Source organism: Scytonema hankhaensis NUACC26 (assembly GCF_045865695.1).
In the GTDB taxonomy this organism is placed as follows: Bacteria; Cyanobacteriota; Cyanobacteriia; order Cyanobacteriales; family Nostocaceae; genus Scytonema.
The window spans coordinates 63,336-85,684 of sequence record NZ_BAACAP010000220.1 but is presented as its reverse complement, the minus strand read 5'-3'; the positions used below and the strand labels follow the sequence as shown (position 1 = coordinate 85,684).

General features: G+C 42.3%; 8 protein-coding genes. 6 read left to right on the top strand and 2 right to left on the bottom strand.

Annotation, left to right across the window (positions count from 1 at the left end; genetic code table 11):
* Positions 1 to 1,284, top strand: coding sequence for a glycosyltransferase (locus tag ACKTT2_RS30505; protein ID WP_407893767.1), 1,284 nt, complete (start codon positions 1 to 3; stop codon positions 1,282 to 1,284).
* Positions 1,285 to 1,517: 233 nt separating this feature from the next.
* On the opposite strand, the gene ACKTT2_RS30500 is transcribed toward ACKTT2_RS30505, so the two are convergent.
* Together ACKTT2_RS30500 and glgP are read right to left on the bottom strand one after the other, a co-directional pair.
* Complete coding sequence (locus ACKTT2_RS30500; RefSeq protein ID WP_407893765.1) at positions 1,518 to 2,906, bottom strand: cytochrome P450; 1,389 nt, start codon at positions 2,904 to 2,906, stop codon at positions 1,518 to 1,520.
* A gap of 404 nt (positions 2,907 to 3,310) precedes the next feature.
* On the bottom strand, positions 3,311 to 5,524 hold the full coding sequence (glgP, locus tag ACKTT2_RS30495; RefSeq protein WP_407893784.1) for an alpha-glucan family phosphorylase: 2,214 nt from the start codon (positions 5,522 to 5,524) through the stop codon (positions 3,311 to 3,313).
* A gap of 1,412 nt (positions 5,525 to 6,936) precedes the next feature.
* On the opposite strand from glgP, the gene ACKTT2_RS30490 reads away from it, so the two are divergent.
* The 5 genes from ACKTT2_RS30490 to ACKTT2_RS30470 all read left to right on the top strand — a co-directional run bounded on the left by ACKTT2_RS30490 (position 6,937) and on the right by ACKTT2_RS30470 (position 22,277).
* Positions 6,937 to 7,632 (top strand): DUF6875 domain-containing protein, encoded by a 696-nt coding sequence (locus ACKTT2_RS30490; RefSeq protein WP_407893763.1) that lies wholly within the window; start codon positions 6,937 to 6,939, stop codon positions 7,630 to 7,632.
* Positions 7,633 to 7,954: 322 nt separating this feature from the next.
* The gene (locus ACKTT2_RS30485) at positions 7,955 to 13,855 is read left to right on the top strand and encodes a non-ribosomal peptide synthetase (RefSeq protein ID WP_407893761.1); all 5,901 of its coding nucleotides are present in this window, start codon (positions 7,955 to 7,957) and stop codon (positions 13,853 to 13,855) included.
* A 178-nt stretch (positions 13,856 to 14,033) separates the two neighbouring features.
* A complete protein-coding gene (locus ACKTT2_RS30480; protein ID WP_407893759.1) occupies positions 14,034 to 18,344 on the top strand; it encodes a non-ribosomal peptide synthetase in 4,311 nt (1,436 codons plus the stop codon).
* 664 nt (positions 18,345 to 19,008) lie between these two features.
* Positions 19,009 to 20,664 (top strand): alpha-keto acid decarboxylase family protein, encoded by a 1,656-nt coding sequence (locus tag ACKTT2_RS30475; protein WP_407893757.1) that lies wholly within the window; start codon positions 19,009 to 19,011, stop codon positions 20,662 to 20,664.
* A gap of 32 nt (positions 20,665 to 20,696) precedes the next feature.
* Positions 20,697 to 22,277: a flavin monoamine oxidase family protein gene (locus tag ACKTT2_RS30470; protein WP_407893755.1), complete on the top strand. Its 1,581-nt coding sequence runs from the start codon at positions 20,697 to 20,699 to the stop codon at positions 22,275 to 22,277.
* Positions 22,278 to 22,349: the final 72 nt, after the last annotated feature.

Genomic DNA, 22,349 nt, shown 5'->3' with positions numbered 1-22,349 from the left:
ATGGCTCATATTGGTATTGTCTGCCCTTCAGAAACTGGTCATCTTAATCCCATGCTTGGATTAGGGAGAGAACTTCAAAAGCGCGGTCATAACGTTACTATCTTCCAGCTTCTTGATACTCAACAAAAGGTAGTCTCATCTGGACTACAATGTCATGTTATTGGAAAGTCTGAATTCCCAATAGGTTCAATGCTCCAACGTGCCGCTATGCTAGGAAAACTTAGTGGGATTGCTGGGGTACGTTACACAATCGAATTTGGGAAACGAGAAGTTGCAATGACTCTGCGGGAATTACCAGATGCCATTAAAGCAGCACATATAGACATACTATTAATCGATCAGGCTAAGCGCGAGGCTGGATCTGTTGCAGAGTTTTTAGATATTCCATTTATAAGCGTATGCAATGCCTTAATTTTTAATGTGGAAAGTAGGATACCCCCTGGCTTTACAACCTGGAGCTATAATCCGTCATGGTGGGCATCTGCACGTAACCAAATTGGTTACTCGTTGATTAAGCGCTTAGCACAACCAATACTAGCTCTAGTAAAAGATTATCGGCAGCAGTGCAATTTGTCTCCTCATACTAGTACTAATGATGCCTACTCCAAACTGGCGCAAATCAGTCAACAACCTGCTGAGTTTGAGTTTCCCAGACAACATTTGCCTTCGTGTTTTCATTTTACAGGTCCTTTTGTTGACTCAGCCAGTCGAGAACCTGTGTATTTTCCTTTTGAAAAGTTAACTGGGCAACCGCTAATTTATGCTTCAATGGGAACTTTGCAAAATCGTCAGGAAGAGATTTTCCACTGTGTTGCAGAAGCTTGTGTGGGATTGGACGCTCAGTTAATCATTTCTCTAGGTGGTGGAAATACCCCCGAATCTATGCCAAAGCTTCCAGGAACACCCTTGATTGTCGGATATTCACCTCAATTAGAATTACTTAAGAGAACAACTCTCACGATTACTCACGGAGGTCTGAATACTGTTCTTGAATCTTTAAGCTATGGAGTATCAATGGTTACAATACCTATTACCAATGACCAACCTGGTGTTGCAGCTCGTTTAGCTTGGACTGGTGCTGGAGAAATACTACCTTTGTCTCGCTTGAGTGTGCGTAAACTACGAGATACTGTTCAACGAGTGCTAACGGAAGATTCTTACAAAAAGCATACAGTACGTTTGCAAGAAGCGATTCGCAGAGCAGGTGGTTTGAAGCGTGCTGCTGATATTATCGAAAAGGTTGTATCTACAGGTAAACCTGTCTTAAAGACTATGGGGGAGTAATGGCTACATTTTTATCCGCGTGCGTCCGCGTTCATCTGCAGTTCCATAACTTTTTTATATATACCCAAAACGGTTTAGAATTTAACTTTGCAAAAGTTGTCAAAAACTCATAGGGGCGCAAGGCATTGCATCCCTACAAATGCATCAAACCATTCCGGAAAAGCTCATCTACCCAAGCAAACAGTAGATGAGCGAGGATCTGAAGTTGACCTAATGCCTGAATCTATACCAAACTAGACGGACGTGGCAGTTTCCAAAACTTTTTGAGCTTGTCGCAATCCTTTCACCACCATTTGCACTCCCCCTGATGGTCTTATGAGAGCACCTTGACGGACTGGTTGCACGGATTGATTCTCTGCTAGTTCCAATTGCCACATAGAAAGTACTGTTGCCAAAACTAGCTTCATCTCCATCAAAGCAAATGCCAAACCAATGCACCGACGATTACCCCCACCAAAAGGCAAATACTCATAGGGAGCAAATTGACGATCTAGAAAACGCTCTGGCTTAAATTGCTTTGAATCGGGATATAAATCTTCTCGATGATGAGTCAAATAAATACAGGGAGCTACTAAAGTACCCGGTTCTAATTGGTAACCCATAATTTCTAGTGGGGATTTAACCACTCGATTTAACGCTAGCATTGCTACTGGATAAAGACGTAGTGTCTCAGAACAAACTGCGCTTAAATAGGGCGATCGCAAGATAGCATTTGGCTCTGGATTTTCTCCCAAACTGTCAATTTCTTGTAACAATTTCTCGCGAACTTGTGGCAACTTATAAATCCAGTAAAACGCCCAAGCTAAGGCAGTAGCAGTAGTTTCATGTCCTGCTACTAATAGAGTAATTAACTCGTCTCGTAACTCCACATCAGTCATTGGCTCACCATTTTCGTCACGAGCCAACATCATTAAAGAAAGAATATCATTGCGGGATGAATCTGGCTGCTCTTGACGATCTCGAATTTCAGCATAGACAAGTTCATCTATACGCTGGATTCGCTGTAGCATTTTTGCCCCTGGACTCCACGAACCAAAATCTCTTTGCAGGATAGGAAAAAGAAAAACAAAAGCATTCAACAAAGGATATTTTGGATTGAGCGATGCACTCAACTGCTTTGTTAAATCTTCATAACGTTCCCCTTCCTGTAATCCGAATACAGCTTTTAAGATCACTTGAAAAGAGATGGCTTGCATGAAAGGTCGTATAGAAAAAGATTCGCCTACCTTCCATTGACGGGTCACTTGCTTGGTAATATTGTTTATAAGCTGGGTGTAGTCCTGCATTCGTTCCCCATGAAAGGGAGGCGTCAATAGCTTTCTTTGTCGTTGGTGGGGTTTTCCTTCTAAAGCCAGCATGGATTGTCTCCCTAATAATGGAGATCTGATACCAGCTGATTCACCAGAGTCCAAGTATTTTGGATCTGTGGTAAAAATCTGCTGAATCGCTTGAGGATTGCTAGTAAAAACTTGGGGCGTAAAACGGGGTCCTATGCGGACAGTAAAAATCTCACCGTAACGCTTTTCACAATCTTCCATATATTCCAGAGGATTGGTTAGCCACTGGAGCGTTTGAAGCCAGGGATGGGTCTTAGGACCGTCGGGTAGCTGAAAAACTGACATTTTTTATAACTTCTTCTTAAGATTTTACAAAACTGAAGTTACTGCTATTTTGTTATCGATGCTTGAAAGGCTACAGTGTATGTACAAGTCTAACATCAGTGTCTTAGCGTTATTTTTACCCCACCCTAACCCTCCCCTTACCAAGGGGAGGGAACCGGAAATCAAGTTTCCCCCGTATCAGTGGGAACTTAATTCCTGTTTCCCCCCAATACATCGGGGGGATAAAGGGGGGTAAATCGAACTTGTTGCGTACACCGTAGACGTGAGAGGGATTACTGCTGTGAATAGTTTGCAAGATCCCCGACTTCTCAAAGAAGTCGGGGATCTAAAGCGTAACATAAATCCAACAAGAAAAGGGCAGGTATGATACCTGCCCTGATACTGAACCAGGAAACGTTAATTCTTTAAAGAAGAACCTTTGCCAGAATAGGTTGGAAACTTGTCGCAATCTCTGGAACGTAGACCTGTGATACGTAATCGGCAATCATCCTATCCGTATTAAACAGGGGTGCATTTGTCTTAATTGATGCTTTCATCATTTGCACCCAACGGTGAGGAATACCGTTGCTGCCTAGGTCATAGTAGAGAGGTACTATTTCCTCTTCCAGAAGCTTATAAAGCGACTCTGAATCTATACTATCTTGCAAATCCTGATCGCTAGTGTGAGCATCCTCACCAATTGCCCACCCATTTATCCCTTTACCATTTGCATCTGCTATGTACCCTTCACACCACCAGCCATCTAGCACGCTGCAATTAATGCCTCCGTTAAAGCAAACTTTTTGCCCGCTTGTCCCTGATGCTTCTAAGGGGCGACGGGGATTGTTTAACCAAACATCAACGCCTTGAACTAGTTTTTGACCCACGTAAATGTCGTAATCTTCTATAAAAGCAACTCGATGCTGAATTGCTGAATCTCGACACCATTCCATCAAACGCTGAATAATGCGTTTGCCTTCTTCATCTGCTGGGTGAGCTTTTCCTGCAAAAATAATTTGCACGGGACGTTGGGCGTTGCCAAAAATCCTAATTGCTCGTTGGGCGTCACGCAACAGCAAGTGACCGCGTTTGTATGGGCTGAAGCGTCTGGCAAATCCAATTGTCAGCACGTTGGGATCGAGTAGGGTTTCGGTTGCTTGAATCTTGTCGTAATCTTCACCGCGCTGTTCGCGAGCTTTCTTAATTCTGTAGCGAGTATAGGCAATGAGCCGCTCTTTCAAAACTCTATGTCGCCACCACAGTTCTTCATCGGGAATTTCATCAACTTTCTCCCACATCTTGGGATCGATCGCCCGAGTTTTCCAATCTGCTCCTAAATATTGAGAGTACAGCTCTGCCAATAAAGGTGCTGTCCAGGTGGGAGCGTGAACCCCATTAGTGATATAACCGATGGGAACTTTATCTTCAGACCGCTCTGGATATAAAATTGTCCACATCTTGCGGGAAACTTGTCCGTGCAATTCGCTCACACCGTTGGCTGTGCGGCACATTCTCAATGCTAGTACAGTCATGCCAAAGGGTTCCCAGGGATCGCCTAATCTTCTTGCACCTAAAGCCAAAAATTGTTCGCGAGAAAGGCGTAACTTGGGCCAGTATTGGGCAAAGAAGGAATCTATTAAGTCAGGTGAGAATACATCGTGACCGGCGGGAACGGGGGTGTGGGTTGTAAATACGCAACGAGAACGCACATCGGCTTCTACGTCGTAGAATGATTTACCCGTGCGTTCCATTTCCTGACGGGCAAATTCTAAAGTACAGAAGGCGGCGTGTCCTTCGTTGAGGTGATGGACAGCAGGTTGAATGCCTAATGCTGTTAGCGCTTTGACGCCTCCAATTCCCAAAACGACTTCTTGAGCAATACGGGTTTCTTGGTTACCACCGTATAAATGTCCGGTGAGCCATCTATCTATGGGATCGTTGTCGTGGCGATCGCTATCTAATAAGAAAAGACTGACTCGTCCCACTTGCACTCGCCAAATTTGCAATTTTACCTGACGATGGCGAATGTCTACATGAATAACAACTGGTTCCCCTTGTTCGTTCCCGATCAACTCTATGGGCATACGATGGAAGGGGTTGTCTACATAATAGTCCTCTTGCCACCCGTTCCGATTTAGCCTTTGTCGAAAGTAACCCTGGCGATACAGCAAGCCAACTCCAACCATTGGAACGCCTAAATCTGATGCTGATTTGAGGTGATCCCCTGCAAGGATTCCTAAACCGCCAGAGTAGACGGGTAAGGATTCATGAATACCAAATTCGGCACAGAAGTAGGCAATGGGATTTTCTCTGGAAATTTGTGGTGCGACCCGGCTTACCCAAGTGTCTTGTCTGGTCATGTACTCATTAAACTCTTTTGAGAGCGCCCCAATCTGCTTTAGGTAAAAGGGGTCTTCTGCTAACTGGGTGAGACGCTCGTATGATGCTGCTTCTAATATTGCCACTGGATTGTGACCGCAACGTTCCCACTCTTGGGGATCGATGGTTTGGAAGATCGCAACGCGATCGCTCGTCCAACTCCACCAATAGTTATACGCTAAATCTGCCAAAGGCTTGAGCGGAAACGGTAATTTCTGACCCAGTCTCTGCGCTGCGGTCATTGCACTGCTGATATTCATGTATTTCAAGGTTTTTGCTGAGTTTTTCTCTCTGTCAGTCCTCATCTGCTGCCAAGCAATTGCTCTTACTTAGTTTGTTGTACTTAAGTCCTCTAGAAACTATCCAAGTAAGCTTGGGAGCAAACTTTGACTGTTGTTACTTTTTGAGCTACTCCAGATCATCCTTCTTTTCTGATGATTTTGACAACTTTTTTACATCAAATTAATTGACATTATTTTAAATAAATTTTTTTCTTGTTAAGTTTTTCTTGAAAATTTTTATGCATAAACTTGTTTTTTAGTCAAGCGAGCGCCATCAAAAAATTTCATCCCGAGCGCGAACGATTTGAAGTAGGTAGGGCTAAAGCCCACCCTACAAAGATCGGTAATTTTAGAGCCCAAAGGGAATAGTTGCCATTGCCCACTCTACAAACGGTCGCAAATATAGTAGTTTTTTATACAAAATATTTTCTCTAAGGGATTTCCAAGAAATAAATTATCCATCTTGTGGTGCGGGCGTCTCGCCCGTTCTATACGGGTAGCGGGCGAGACGCCCGCACCACAAGAGAAAGTTGTATATTTTTTTATTTGGAAGTCCCTAACAATTTATGAAAAGCATTTAGAAAAATCTATCTTAATTGCAACTAAGAATTACTCCCTTTTTGCTCTAAAATTACCGATTTTTGTAGGGTTGGCAATGCCCACTCTACACTCGTAGGTAATCTTAAAAGGGAGAAGGGAGTATTCTTCCGTAGAAACATAGATCTCGAAAAGTTCGTTCATAAATTTTTTGATAAGCCTTTAGATAAACTTCATCAAAATTTTACTTAAGAAATAGTTAACAAGTTGTACTATTTCCATTTTCATGGTCTATCGATAAAAATGATAATTTTCTTCAAAAACTTATATAGCTAGAGCGATCGCATTGTGTCAAAAGAGTGACATTCTCTTTTCTACACTAAAATTTTACAATTATAGTCCGTCTTCTCAGTTTGAATTTTACATTTTTTTTGATAGACCTATATAGTACGTGGAAACACATGAGTCAGCGAGGTATTTTTGTGAAGAAAAAATATTTGTATGAAGAAAGCATCTAACGGCTCAATTTTACAAAGCTCTAGCAAAGCCACGTATAAGAACACTTGGAAAATACATACATTTGTTTCTATGGAGCAACGGATTTAAGAAGACTGCTAGTACAGAATAACGGAAATAAGGTAACCATTAGTAACAGAGAAACAGTCTTCACTGTAAGCTTTTGTGCCTTCTACCCTCTACCTCCGTACTTCTACCTTTCTGTACTAGCTGCTAAACCAAAAGTCATTTTCCTATAAGCCATAAAGGAATTTCTTATGTTTGTTTCTTTATGACTTCATTTTGCATAAAGTTAAAAATTTTCATTCACAAGAAAAACATCTAACCCAATAACCGCAATGCAACTTTATACACCTACCGATCTAAATCAGCTAGAACAAGACCTTCCCTACTTAATTAAAACTATGGAGTGGGTTGAAAATTTTGTAGGGCGTTCTCATCCGGATTTGGGTAGACCAGGACCTGTATGCCCGTTTGTTCCTCACTCAATCAGGTCGAATAGTATGTCTTTAGCAGTTCTCAGGATTAAAAATTTGGAAAGGCAACAATTGATAGATAGTGTTTTACGTTACCGAGATATTTTTCTTGAAACAGAACCACGAGAGGGAGTAGCCGCCTTAAAAAAAGCAATGTTAATCGTTCTACCTGATGTCGATCCTGAAGACGCCACTGAAATCATTGATAGTAACCACCAAATCTTAAAGCCTTTTTTTGTGGAATTAGGGCTGATGATAGGAGAATTTCACAAACATACTCAAGGAACAGGAGCACATAATCCCAAATTCCATCCCTTTCAAAGCCCCATCCCCATGTTTGTGATTCGTTATATGGTAGAGTCTGATGTTCTGTTTCTTCAGGATAAAAATCCCCGCTTACGCATTCAGTATCTGAAATCTTATTTACATTACCTTGAAACTGTGTATTCACAGAAGTTTAATCAAAAGATTAAAGATGAAACTAAGTTAGAGAAGGCTCGCCAATTAATACAGATAGCACAAGAGCAATTGCAAGAAAATTTAGATTTAACTCATTAGAGGTCTCCACATAAGAATGTAAAGACGAGCCATGGCGCGTCTTTACGAAAATTATCTTACCTACACAGTAATTTCATAATGCCGCTCGGTATTTCAACTATAACTTTACATTTTTTTTGGTATCTATTAAATATGGAATTTTGCAACTATTTAGAGGACTCGGCGAATAACACTAAGTATATTTAAAGAGAAAAATAATTCCAGCTTAGTCTTGAGAAACTTCTCAAAAGGCTGTTCTTAAAGGAAGGCAGAGTATCCGGAAAAAATTTAGAAATTTACCAAATTTAAAAACTACACTAGTCGTTGCTTAGTAATTCAGATTATGCTCCCCATAGACCAAAATTTACACTCTCAGTCACATATTCAATTAGACAAGCAACTGGATTATTGGAAAAAACAATTGGCAAATGCCAGTTTAGTGCTAGAGTTGCCCACAGATAAACCACGATCTTCAGTACAAACATATGGAGTAGAAAAGCAATCTTTTATACTTTCTCAAAGTCTATTGCAAGCCCTACGCGCATTATCGCAACAGGAAGGCGCAACCCTTGTCTCTACATTGTTAACAGCTTTCCAAACTCTGCTATACCGCTACAGCCGCCAAGAAGACATTTTAGTTGGATGTCCGGCGATCGTAGAAGATGGACAACCGATAGAGGAAAACGCGAATGTTGTGGTCTTACGGACTAATATGTCTGGTAATCCTACTTTTCGGGATTTGTTACAAAAAGTACATTTGGTTACTTTAGAAGCGAAAGCTAACCAAGACCTACCATTTGAAAAACTTGTCGAAGAACTTCAAATAGAGCGCTCGCTCTCCTATCATCCTTTGTTCCAAGTGATGTTTGCTCTACAGAATGCATCCAAGCCAACATTGGATTTTCTCACTACATTAGGGGATTTGGATAACTATGTATCAAAATTAGATTTAACCCTATTAGTAGAAGAGCAGGAAAAAGAGTTAAATTTACAACTGGTATATCAGTGTTCTTTATTCTCTTCGGAACGCATCAATTGCATTCTAGCTCAATACCAATATTTGCTCGAACAGATTGTTGCCGATACAAACAGACCTATTAATTCCTATTCACTGGTAACGCCAGAAGCCCGTCTTTTACTTCCTGATGCAAGTGCGGTTTTGCCCGAATCACGGTACGAGTTAGTGACTCATATGTTCGCATCTTGGGCTAACCTGACCCCGGAACAGGTTGCTATTTCTCAAGGCGAGCGTTTTTGGACTTATAGAGAATTAGCGCTTCATGCAAATGCAATTGCAAAATTTCTAATAACTCGTAACATCAAGCCGGGAGACACAGTAGCTGTTTGCGGGTTAAGAAGCTTTGGGCTGATAGCGAGTGCAATCGGCGTATTTTTAAGTGGGGGAGTCTTGCTAACTCTCGATCGCAATCTTCCTAGTCATCGCCAACAGCTTATGCTTGAGGTAGCAAAAGTAAAGCACATACTCTACGTTGGAGATCGACAACCTGAAGATGGGTGGATGCAGGAGATTTTGTCTGTCGAGGTGACTTCTATAGACTCAGACAAAGGGTTATTACTTGATGACGAAGCTTATTTAACTTTAGGAACAGTAAACCTACCCGAAATCCAGTCTGACGATCCCGCTTATATTTTCTTTACTTCTGGAACCACTGGTACGCCTAAAGGAGTCTTGGGACGTCACAAAGGGCTGAGCCACTTTCTCACTTGGCAGAGACAAACATTTGCCATCGCACCTCAAGACCGCAGCGCTCAATTAACAGGTCTATCTTTTGATGTCGTACTCAGAGATATTTTCTTACCCTTAACCAGTGGAGCAACTCTTTGTTTACTGGAAGACAGTCACGACCTAAGACCAGAGCGAATTATGACTTGGTTGGAACGCGAGCGTATTTCAACACTGCATACCGTTCCAGCACTCGCCCAATCATGGTTGCTCAGCGTTCCACCAACAGTGTCCTTGGGTTCGTTACGATGGGTGTTCTTTGCAGGAGAACCGCTTACAGATGCTCTTGTGCATCGATGGCGTCAAGCTTTTCCTTTTTCTGGGGAAATTATCAATCTTTACGGACCAACAGAAACAACTCTGGCAAAATGTTTCTATCAAGTGCCTGTTAGTCCTTCTCCCGGCGTGCAGCCAGTGGGATTGCCACTACCTGAAACTCAAGCATTGGTGTTGGGAGAAAACAATACATTATGTGGTATCGGCGAATCGGGTGAAATCGTTCTGCGGACACCATTCCGAACTTTAGGCTACATCAATGCTCCTGAAGAATATCAAAAGCGGTTTGTGCAAAACCCAAGGCGCGATGATGAACAAGACTTACTTTACTATACAGGCGATCGCGGACGCTACCGTCTAGATGGTTCCCTAGAAATTCTTGGACGCCTCGACCACCAAGTCAAGATTCGCGGGATACGGGTCGAACTTGGAGAAATTCAGTCTGTTCTGGGTCAACACCCCAGCGTGAGAGAGAATGTAGTATTGTGCCGAGAGGACATTCCAGGCGAAAAGCGTTTGGTAGCTTATGTTGTTCTCGATCGAGAGCAGCCGCCAACCATAACAGAACTGCGAAACTTTTTGAAGCAGCAGTTACCAGAATTTATGGTGCCATCAGTCCTGATGTTACTCGATAAGATGCCCTTGACAGCAAACGGTAAGGTAAATAGATGGGCTTTACCCGCACCAGATACAAGTAGACCCGATCTTGAAGGAGTTTTTGTAGCACCACGAGATCGGGTAGAAGAAGATCTAGCAGGAATTTGGTCGCAAATTCTCAGATTAGATTGCATTGGTATCCACGATAACTTCTTTGAATTAGGGGGACATTCACTGCAAGCAATGCAGGTTATTGCTAGGATGCGTCAAATCTTTGGTGTAGAAATTCCGTTACAGTCATTATTTGAGACACCAACGATCGCGAGTTTAGCAAGTGCGATCGCCTTAAACCAGAGCCAAGGAACTAAAGAATACCAAACCATAACTCGAATCACCAACCGACAGTCATCTCCTTTATCCTTTGCTCAGCAACGACTGTGGTTTTTGGAACAACTAGAGCCAAACAATGCTGCTTATCATATTCCTGAAGTGCTACGGTTACAAGGTAAGTTGAACGTGAGTGTACTGCAACGGTCATTAGATGCAGTTATTGCCCATCACGAAGTTTTGCGAACTAACTTTGTTGCAGAAGATGGCAAACCAGTACAGGTTATTCGCGAACCAAGAGCTGTAGAACTGAAAGTTTATGACCTACAAGCTTCCTTGGCAACGGAAAATTCTCTTGTACAACAATTGCTGCAAGATGAAGTACAACGTCCTTTCGACCTCACATCAGATTTGATGTTGCGTGGTTGTTTGATAGTGCGATCGCCACAAGAGCATCTTTTATTGCTGGTGATGCACCATATCGCCACAGATGGTTGGTCAAAGAGCATTGTGTTTGAGGAATTGACAACTCTTTACCAAGCGTTTACTAGCGATTTGCCAAATCCACTACCAGAATTACCCATTCAATATGCTGATTATGCAAATTGGCAACGTCAATGGTTTTGTGGTGAGGTACTAGAAAACCAATTGAACTATTGGCGACAACAAATAGCAGGTGCAAACCCAGTTCTGGAATTGCCCACGGATAGACCGCGACCACCCGTGCGAACTTACCGAGGTGCAAAGCAGTCTTTCATAATACCTAAAAATTTATATACATCAGTGCAAGCACTGTCACGGCAAGAAGGCGTGACGCTGTTCATGACATTGCTAGCAGCATTCCAAATCCTGCTGTACCGCTATAGCGGTCAGGAAGATATTTTGGTTGGTTCTCCAATTGCAGGGCGAAATCATGCTGAGACAGAAGAGTTAATAGGATTTTTTGTCAATACGTTGGTTTTCCGTTGCAACGTATCTGGTAACCTCAGTTTTCGGGAACTATTGCAAAAGGTGCGAGTGACGGCAATGTCCGCCTACGCCCATCAAGACCTGCCTTTTGACAAGCTAGTTCAAGAGTTGCAGCCAGAGCGATCGCTCTCGTACCATCCCTTATTCCAAGTCCTGTTTGTCTTGCAAAATACACCCAGACAAACATTAGAGTTGCCCGGACTAACTGTAACTCCTGTAGAAATAGATAGTCTAGTATCTCAATTAGATCTGGCTTTGTCAATTGAAGAAACAGAACGGGGATTGCGAGGAGTATGGGAATACAACACCGACTTGTTTGATGCTACTACTATCGAGCGCATGAACGGGCATTTTCAGACATTGCTGGAAGCAATTGTTGCTTCCCCACAGCAAGCGATCGGTCAATTGCCAATACTCACATCTGCCGAACGCCAGTTATTAGGTGAATGGAACAATACTCATAAAGATTATCCCCAGCAATGCGTTCATGAGTTTTTTGAAAACCAGGTGAAGCGCAGCCCAAACGCAGTGGCGGTGCTGTTTGAAGGCGAGCAATTAACTTATCAAGAGTTAAATAATCGCGCCAACCAACTAGCTCACTACCTGAAAACTTTTGGCGTTCAACCTGGTGTTTTCGTAGGTATTTGTATGGAACGCTCTTTAGAAGTGGTAGTAGGGCTGTTGGGAATTCTTAAAGCAGGTGGAGCTTATGTACCTCTCGATCCAGAGTATCCCAAAGACCGATTAACCTTCCTGATAGAAGATACCCAAATACCAGTCATACTGGCTCAAAAGAAATGTGTTGAAAGTTTACCAAATCATGAAGCGCAACTAATTTGTTTGGACTCAGATTGGGAACCTATAAGTAGATATAGCCAACAAAACCCCAACTGTGAGATGACAGCCGATTCCTTGCTGTACATCATCTACACCTCTGGTTCTACAGGAAAACCCAAAGGTGTCATGATTCCTCACCGTGGAATTAGCAATATGCTCCACTGGCGGCAAGAAACGTTTGAACTGACCGCACAAGATAAAGTCTTACAAACTTATTCTTTGAGTTTTGACCCCTCAGTGTGGCAACTATTCTGGCCTTTATCATTTGGCGGTCAGTTGGTAATGGCTCGTCCTGGCGGACACAAAGACACAGCTTATCTGGTGCATGAAATTATTGAGCGGCAAATCACCATTATTGGTTTAGTTCCATCCATAATGAATGCTCTGTTAGAGGAAAAGAAATTTGAGCAGTGTCGCAGTCTCAGACATGTCTCCACAGGTGGTGAAGTTCTATCAGTAGAGTTAATGGAGCGCTTTCATGGTTGTTTAAATTTAGGCAATCTTTTGGTCAATTGCTATGGTCCAACAGAAGCGTCTATCGATGTAACTGCTTGGAGAAGTCAGTCCGGCGTGCAAAACATTAATGTTCCTATTGGTCGCCCAATTCCTAACGTGCAAACTTATATCTTAGATACCAATTTGCAACCCGTACCTGTTGGTCATGTAGGAGAGTTGCATATTGGCGGAATTGGTTTGGCTACTGGTTATCTCAACCGTCCCGAACTGACAAAAGAAAAGTTTATCCCCAACCCCTTTGACAATTCAAAATTATATAAAACGGGGGATTTAGCACGTTACTTGTCAGATGGAAACATTGAATTTTTGGGTAGAATTGATTACCAAGTCAAAATTCGCGGTTTCCGTATTGAATTAGGAGAAATTGAAGCATTGCTCAGCCAACATTCGGCAGTGCAACAAGCATTAGTCATGGCTAGAGAAGATGTTCCTGGTGACAAACGGTTAGTCGCGTATGTTGTTCTCCACTCCGATGCAAATGCCCTAAACTCAAATCAATTGCGAGGTTTTTTAACAGAGCGTTTACCAAAACACATGGTACCATCTGCCTTTGTCATTTTGGATAAGATGCCGTTATACCCTAATGGAAAGGTAAATCGCGGTGCATTACCCGCTCCAGATGCATCTCATTTTAGCGATCGCAATAACTATGTTCCACCTCGCACTCCTACAGAAGAAGTTCTCGCTGAGATTTGGTCACAACTTTTGGGTATAGAACAAGTCAGCATTTATGATAACTTCTTTGAACTGGGTGGACATTCACTTTTGGTTACACAAGCAATATCCCGCTCGCGCCAAGCTTTCGGTATAGAAATGCCTTTGAATCAATTTTTTGAAACACCAAGAATTGCTGATTTGGCTGAATTTATTATTCAACTTCAAGCTGAAACAACAGAAGATGATGAAATAAATTCTTTGTTAGCTGAATTGGATAATTTATCAGATGAAGAAGCACAATTTTTATTGGCTAATAGCTAATGGCTGATTATCAGCTTTGGTGGGCATTGCCCACCAAAAGTATTACCTACCAAAAGTTAGCTCCGGTGGGCAATGCCCATCAAAAGTATTGCCTACCAAAAGTTAGCTCCGGTGGGCAATGCCCACCCTACACACTAACCACCAACAAATAACAACTAACAACTAGTTCCTCACAAAAATGGATATTAATCAAAAGATAGCTTCTCTGTCACCAGCAAAAAGAGCCTTACTAGAGTTAAAGCTTAAAAATAAAACAGTTAATGCTCAAACAGAACAGACGATTCCTAGAAGAGATGAAAATTCATCAATTCCTCTATCTTTTGCTCAACAACGACTGTGGTTTTTAGAGCAATTAGAACCCAATAGTCCATTTTATCATATTCCTGAAGTTTTACAGTTGCAAGGAACACTGAATGTAACTGTCTTGCAGCAATCTTTAGATGCTATTGTTGCTCAACATGAAGCATTACGAACTAACTTTATTTCATTAGATGGCAATCCCGTACAGGTAATTTCTGAGCCTAAATCGGTAGAATTAAAAACAATCGATCTTCAGAATTATTCAGAGAGCGATAAGCCGGGTACGGCTTGCGCCAAGGGCGATAAGCTGGGTACAGCTTGCGCTAAGAGCGATAAGCCGGGTACGGCTTGCGCCAAGGGCGATCGCAGTTCTGCTGTCCAAAAATTGTTACAAAATGAAGCACAACGCCCCTTTGACCTAAGATCGGATTTGATGCTGCGTGGTTGCTTGCTACAACTATCACCTCAAGAGCATATCTTATTGTTGGTAATACATCACATTGCGGCTGATGCTTGGTCGATGGGTATTCTGTACAATGAATTAACAACACTTTATAAAGCATTTCTCAACGGACAGCCCAACCCGTTGCCAAAATTGCCCATTCAATACGCTGACTATGCAGTTTGGCAACGCCAGTGGCTAAGTGGCGAAGTTTTAGAAAACCAAATCAACTACTGGAAGCAACAGTTAGCAGGTGCAGCTCCAGTCTTAGAATTACCCACAGATAAACCGCGACCACCAATCCAACTTTACCGAGGTGCAAAAGAATATTTTGTCATACCTCAAAAGATATTACCAGCGCTCCAAAAACTTTCGCGGCAAGAAGGTGTCACTTTATTCATGACACTGTTAGCGGCATTCCAAACTTTATTGTACCGCTACACAGGACAAGAAGACATACTAGTAGGCTCTCCAACAACTAATAGAAGTCGGGCAGAAATCGAAGGGCTGATTGGGTTTTTTATCAACACCCTAGTTTTACGTACCGATATGTCTGGCAATCCTAGTTTTCGGGAACTGTTGCAGAAGGTACGGAAAGTGTCTGTTTCTGCTAACATTAACCAGGATTTACCATTTGAAAAGCTAGTTGAGGAACTGCAACCAGAGCGATCGCTCTCATACAATCCATTGTTCCAGGTGATGTTCACGTTGAATTCAGCAAAACAACCATTTGAATTACCTGGACTTTCGATCGCTCCATTAGATTTGTGCCTTTCTACATCCAAGTTTGACCTAACTTTGTTCGTAGAAGAGACACAACAAGGATTGCAGGTGATATGGGAATATAACACAGATCTATTCGATCGCGCAACCATAACTCGCATGAGCGGGCATTTGCAAACAATGCTCGAAGGAATTGTTGCAAATCCAGAACAACGTATTAAGGAATTACCACTTTTAACTGAAACTGAGAGACATCAGCTTGTTGTTGAATGGAACAATACTCAAGCCGATTACGAGCTAGAGTGCATTCATAAATTGTTTGAAGCACAAGTAGAACGGACTCCGAACGCAGTTGCAGTGGAGTTTGACAACCAACAACTTACATACCGGGAGTTAAACAATCGCGCCAACCAACTAGCACATTACTTGCAAAGCTTAGGTGTCAAACAGGATGTTGCTGTTGGTATTTGCATACAGCGTTCTCTCGAAATGGTCGTGGGTATCTTGGGAATTCTCAAAGCAGGTGGGGCTTATGTACCTTTAGATCCAGCATATCCTCAAGACCGATTGAGTTTTATGCTGTCAGATTCTCAAGTCACAGTACTGCTGACAAGCGAGAAGTTAGCGACTGCATTGCCCGAACACAACGCACAAACAATTTGCCTCGATACACAATGGGCAACTGTCGATCGAGAAAGCAAAGAGAATTTAGTCAGTGGAGTTGAGCTAGAAAACTTAGCATATATTATCTATACTTCTGGTTCCACAGGCAAACCAAAAGGGGTAGCTATGAAACAACTTCCCCTTTCCAACCTTATTCTCTGGCAGTTAGAAAATACCACTGTTTCCACAAACGCAAAAACTCTGCAATTTTCACCCATCAGTTTCGATGTCTCTTTCCAAGAAATGTTTGCTACTTGGTGTTCTGGTGGAACCCTAGTTTTAATAGCAGAAGATTTGCGACGAGATGCATCAGCACTGTTAGATTTTCTGAAAGAAAAAGAAATTAACAGACTGTTTTTACCCTTTGTTGCTTTACAACAACTTGCAGAAGTTGCAGCTGCTTCAAACTCAGCGCCAAGCAGTTTGCAAGAAATCATCACTGCGGGCGAACAGTTGCAAACAACTCCCGCTCTGATTAACTTGTTTGAAAAATTACCATTATGTAAGTTACACAATCATTACGGACCATCAGAAAGCCATGTCGTTACTGCTTTCACTTTAGCTGATTCCGTAAAGAATTGGGCAGCCCTTCCTCCAATTGGTCGTCCCATTGCCAACACTTCTATGTATATTCTTGACTCCAATTTACAACCAGTTCCTACTGGTGTACCTGGAGAACTTTATATTGGCGGTGCTGCATTGGCACGAGGATATCTTAACCGTCCAGAGTTGACAGCAGAAAAATTCATTCTCAACCCCTTTGATGATTCCGGAGTGCCAATTCCACATTTTAGATTGGAAACAAATGATGAAAATCCAAAATCCAAAGTCCAAAATCTAATAACCAACCGATTGTACAAAACGGGAGATTTAGCCCGCTTCCTACCTGATGGTAATATTGAATACCTTGGTCGTATAGATAATCAGGTTAAGATACGTGGTTTCCGTATTGAATTAGGAGAGCTAGAAGCTTTATTGAGCAAGCACTCATCCGTACAACAAGCTGTAGTTATTGTCCGTCAAGATATTCCTGGAGATAAACGTTTAGTTGCTTACATTCTTCCAGACCAAGACTCAGTTCCGAGTGTGAATGAATTGCGTTCTTTCCTGAAAGAGCAGCTGCCTGAGTATATGATACCCTCAGCTTTTGTAGTGTTAGATACGCTACCTCTAACTCCTAGTGGTAAAGTGAACCGCCGCGCACTTCCGGCTCCTGACATCACAAGCATAGAATCGGAAAGGAACTATGTTGCTCCACGCAATGAAGTAGAACAGCAGTTGGCTCAAATTTGGGAAGAGCTTTTAGGGTTCCAACCTATTGGTATCAAAGATAATTTCTTTGATGTTGGGGGACATTCCTTATTAGCAGTTAAACTCTTTTCCAAAATTGAGAAGGAATTGGGTAAAAAATTACCCCTCGCAACTCTCTTTAAATCGAGTACTATAGAAGCTCTTGCAGAGTTGTTTTTGAACGAGCAACACCGAAGCGATGGTCAAGGAGAAGAAACATCCTCTAAAACAGAGCAAGGCGAAAGTTCTGCCCCAAGTATTCTTGTGGCAATTCAACCAACAGGTTCAAAACCTCCCTTGTTCTTAATTCACCCTCTTGGTGGAGAAGTGCTTTGTTACCGTTCCTTATCAATACATATAGGGAAAGATCAACCAATCTACGGGATACAGCCTCAAGGAATTGATGGAAAGCAGCCTCTATTAACTAAGATTGAAGATATGGCAGCACTTTACATCAAAGAAATTCAATCTATCCAGCCTCAAGGTCCGTATTATCTTGGTGGATACTCATTAGGAGGTACAATTGCTTACGAAATCGCACAGCAACTTCGCCAGCAGGGTCAAGAAACAGCTATTCTGATCATGCTTGATAGTGGTGTTCTCGGACAAACCAAACGGTTGCCATTTATTGCAAGAACATTCATCCATTTTGAGAATCTGATAAAAGCAGGTCCGGCTTATATCAGTACAAAGGTAACGGGATGGACTCAATGGGCTTTATTCCATCTACGCCATAAATATTTAAATTTCTTGGGAGATGTGAAGTCTTTGTCTCAAGATGACCCACATCTAAAAATTATGGACAGCAATCTGATGGCTTGGGATCGATATACATACCAACCTTTTTCTGGTCGAATAGCTGTCTTGCGGACTAACGAAAGGTGTCTTGATGCCCAAGATAGAGCTGTTGGCTTACAATACGATCCTTTATTAGGCTGGGGGAGTTTAGTCAATGGCGAAATAGATGTTTATCACATTCCTGGCTCTCACTTTACTATGTTTGATGAGCCTAATGTCCGTGAAGTATCAGAAAAATTAAAGTGCGTTTTAGAGAAGGTTCATAGTCTCTAAACATCGGTAAAAAAGGATTTTTAGGTAGAACCAGAGCCTATCAATTTCAAACTGCCATACAAGCCACTCTTAACCGCTTTGCAGACTTTGCAAATGCGGTTTTTTTTACAGCTTATCTATTATTAATATTTTGAAAAACACGCCCAATACTACTTGGTTAACAAGATTTTCCATCAAGACAAGCAGGGGGTGCGCCTTTACGCAGGGGAAGAAAGAATGAACCGCAGCCTGTAGCAGATGGACGCGGATAAATTTATACCTTAGTAGACTAAGAAATGCTATGGAACCGCCATTCTAAACGCTAACTATCACAATTCGTTGCGATCGCTTCCGCAGTATCTATCTAAAGGAGTAATCAAGACTCCCTACAACATCTGCTTTTTAGTAGATAAAATAGTGTAATAAATAATACGATATTATTACTGTGGCAATCAAAAAGCAAATATTATGTGAAAAATCCAAATATTTTAACAGAATTAGCGAGAGAAGGAAAATATAAGTAGGTATTAAGTTTTCAAAAATAGACACTTTCAATTACTAAAAAATTAAATTATCTCTCAAAGTCTTTCCAAATCATAGTTCAAAATGCGGCTTTATTTTTACTTTGAAATAGTAAATTTTAGAGAAAAGCCTATTTTTAATACGATAAATAAAATCTAAAAAAATGTCAAATTTTACTGTTGGTGATTACCTGGTGCTTCGTCTCAAACAAATTGGTGTCAAGCATATCTTTGGTGTCGCTGGAGACTACAATATGGAATTTCTCGACCATATTGTTAATCAGTCAGGCATAGAGCTAGTCACAACGTGCAACGAACTGAATGCATCCTATGCTGCTGATGGCTATGGTAGAATCAATGGCATTGCCGCACTAATTACCACGTTTGGTGTTGGCGAACTTAGCGCTATTAATGGAATTGCGGGCGCTTACGCCGAACACGTCCCTGTGGTAACGATTACTGGATCTCCTTCTACAAAAATCCAATCACGAGGAGCGCTTGTCCACCATACGCTAGGCACTGGCGATTTTTCCATGTTTGCTCGAATGTATGAGAAGGTAACGGCGGCTCAAGCATATTTGACAGTAGAAAATGCAACAGCAGAAATCGACAGAGTTCTGGGTGTCTGCCTTCTTAAGAAATTACCTGTTTACATCTCCCTACCTATGGACGTTGCTTCAACTGAAGTGACTGCACAGCCCGAACCATTTATACCGCCTGTCTTCGAGAGCGATAAAGCCACCCTAGCGGAGGCAGTTGATGCAAGCGTGAGTCTTTTGGAAAAGGCGTCAAAACCAGTCATTCTTGCTGACGTGGGAGTAGATCGCTATCGCCAGCATGAGGAATTGCGATCGCTTCTAGCCACCACTGGATACCCTTATGCCACTATGAGTATGGGTAAGGGGCTTCTGGAAGAAACTCACCCCCAATTCATCGGGATATATAACGGTGCTGTTAGCGATGATTATGTGAGAAGACGTATCGAAGAAGCAGATTGCGTGTTGAGTATCGGTGTTTTGATGACTGATTTTAACACAGGGAAGTTTTCTGCCCAACTCGATCCCAGTAGAACGATTGAAGTGCATGGGCAGTATCTCAAGATTAAGCGTGCGGCGTACAATAATATTGCAATGCAAGATTTTTTACCTGCTTTGAGCAAGCGATTAGGGAAGCGCAATGCAGAAACCCTCGATTTGAAGCCCAAAAAAGAGAATTTGAATGCTGGTTTCACAACTCCCTTCGCTCCCAACTCAACTGCGGTAATTACACAGCAGCGTTTTTGGTACAGATTCGCTCAATTCCTTAAAGAAGGTGATATCGTTGTTGCCGACACTGGAACTTCTTTGTTTGGTGGCGCGGTAATTCCTTTTCCAAAAGGAACCTCTTTCGTGGGACAATTGCTTTGGGGTTCCATTGGCTACTCAGTAGGAGTGACGTTAGGTTGTGTAATCTCATCACCCCAACGACGAGCTATCTTACTTGTTGGGGATGGGTCGTTCCAAATGACAGCACAAGAGTTGTCAACAATGTTACGCTACGATCTCAAGCCAATTATTTTTCTGATTAACAACTATGGGTACACCATAGAGCGTGACATTCACGGTGAGAGAATGCCCTATAACGACATCCAACCGTGGAAATATCACAAGCTTCATGAAGTTTTTGGAAATAATGGTTGGGGTGTGAAAGTAGGCACCGAGTCAGAGTTAGAATCGGCACTGCAACAAACAGAACAATCTAGAGACAAACTTGCCTTCATTGAGGTAGTGATGGACAAGATGGACAGCCCAGAAGTTCTCTTGAAGATGTTGCACAAGTAGAGAAAGATTCCACAACAGATAGTATTACAACTATGAGTAAATTTGATAGATCTATGCGACTCAACCGTCGCTGGTTTTTACGCGGTCTTGCATTTGCAGGTGGTGCGGCACTCTTCTCAAATTTGACTCAGTTTACGAGTTTGGTTAGGGCGCAGACAGAAGAAGCAGCAAGTAATTCTGCTGACCTATTAAAGGAGTTAGAGTCTATTCCCAATCCAGGTAGACCTTTAAAAGTTGTGATTTTGGGAGCAGGGATGGCGGGGCTTTCCGCCGCCATTGAATTGGAGAAGCGAGGACACACCTGTGTGATTTTGGAAGCCGATCGCAGCCATATTGGAGGTCGGGTACGAACGTTACGCTTTGAAGATGGTTTATATGGCGATCTGGGTGCAATGAGAATTCCAAAAACCCATACTTTAACACGCCATTACATCGATCTGTGCGGATTAGAACTTCGTCCATTTGTTTCCAACAATCCAGAAGCATACTATTATATGCGCTCTGGGCGCGTTCGAGTCAAGGATGCAGACAAGCTGCCTCAAATTTATAGTCTCTCTGGCTCTGAGAGTGAGTTAACACCAGATGACGTTTGGGATATTGTGGTAGAGAACCGTCTGGACAAGCTGAGCGAGGAAGAAAAAGCCGAAATATTTGCAGAATACCCTCAAAGCGCAGCCATCCGAGAGATGGACGAGCAATCTTTTCTGCAATGGTGTAAAGTATCTCAATTATCAGACGATGCACTAGAAATGATGTTAACAGCTAGAGGTTTGAGTGACCTCATTGACTCTTCAGCCCTCAGCATTATCCGTTTAGAAGAGAACTTGAAAAACGATTTAGAAGAGATTGTTGGCGGTATGGATCTCTTACCTACAGTTTTAGCCAGCCTCCTCAAATCTAAACCTAGAATGGGCTGTGAAGTCATCGGACTGGAACGAGACGACGAAGCACAGAAGGCAACAGCAATATACAGAGAAAGTGGTACAATCAAGCGTGAAGAAGGGGACTTTGTTCTATGTACTATTCCCTTTCCAGTCCTATCTCGACTCAATACGCCTTTTTCTGGAAGCAAGCAACGAGCTATTCGAGAGCTATTTTATGAATCTTCTGTGAAAGTGCTAGCTCTAGCCAACCGTCGTTTTTGGGAAGCTGATGACGGAATCTATGGTGGTGGTACATACAGCGATTTGCCCATAGCAACAACCTATTATCCCAATGACAATGCTCGAGCTAAAGATCCTGAAGTCTCAGCTAGTCCTGGTGTAATGCTAGCTTCTTACAGTTGGGGAAGTCGCGCACGCCGTTTAGGGGATCTGCGCCCAAGGAAGCGTCATGAGGTTGTTCAGCAAGCACTGGGCTTAATTCATCCTCAAATTAATGAGAATGGCGTACTACAGCGAATGGAAAGTTGGAATTGGGACAATCATCGTTGGAGCCAGGGGGCTTTCACTTTCATGAAGCCTTATCAGCAATTGGGATTATATAAGGATGTAATTGCACCTGAAGGTCGCATCTATTTTGCGGGGGAACATGCTTCAATCCAATTCGCTTGGATAGAGGGTGCAGTGGAATCATCTCTGCGAGCAGTTAGGGAGATGTTACTTTCCACATAACGGCACAAGGAATTTAGGGATTTCCAAGAAATAAATTACCCAATCTTGTGGTACGGAGAGCAGCGCCCCTAT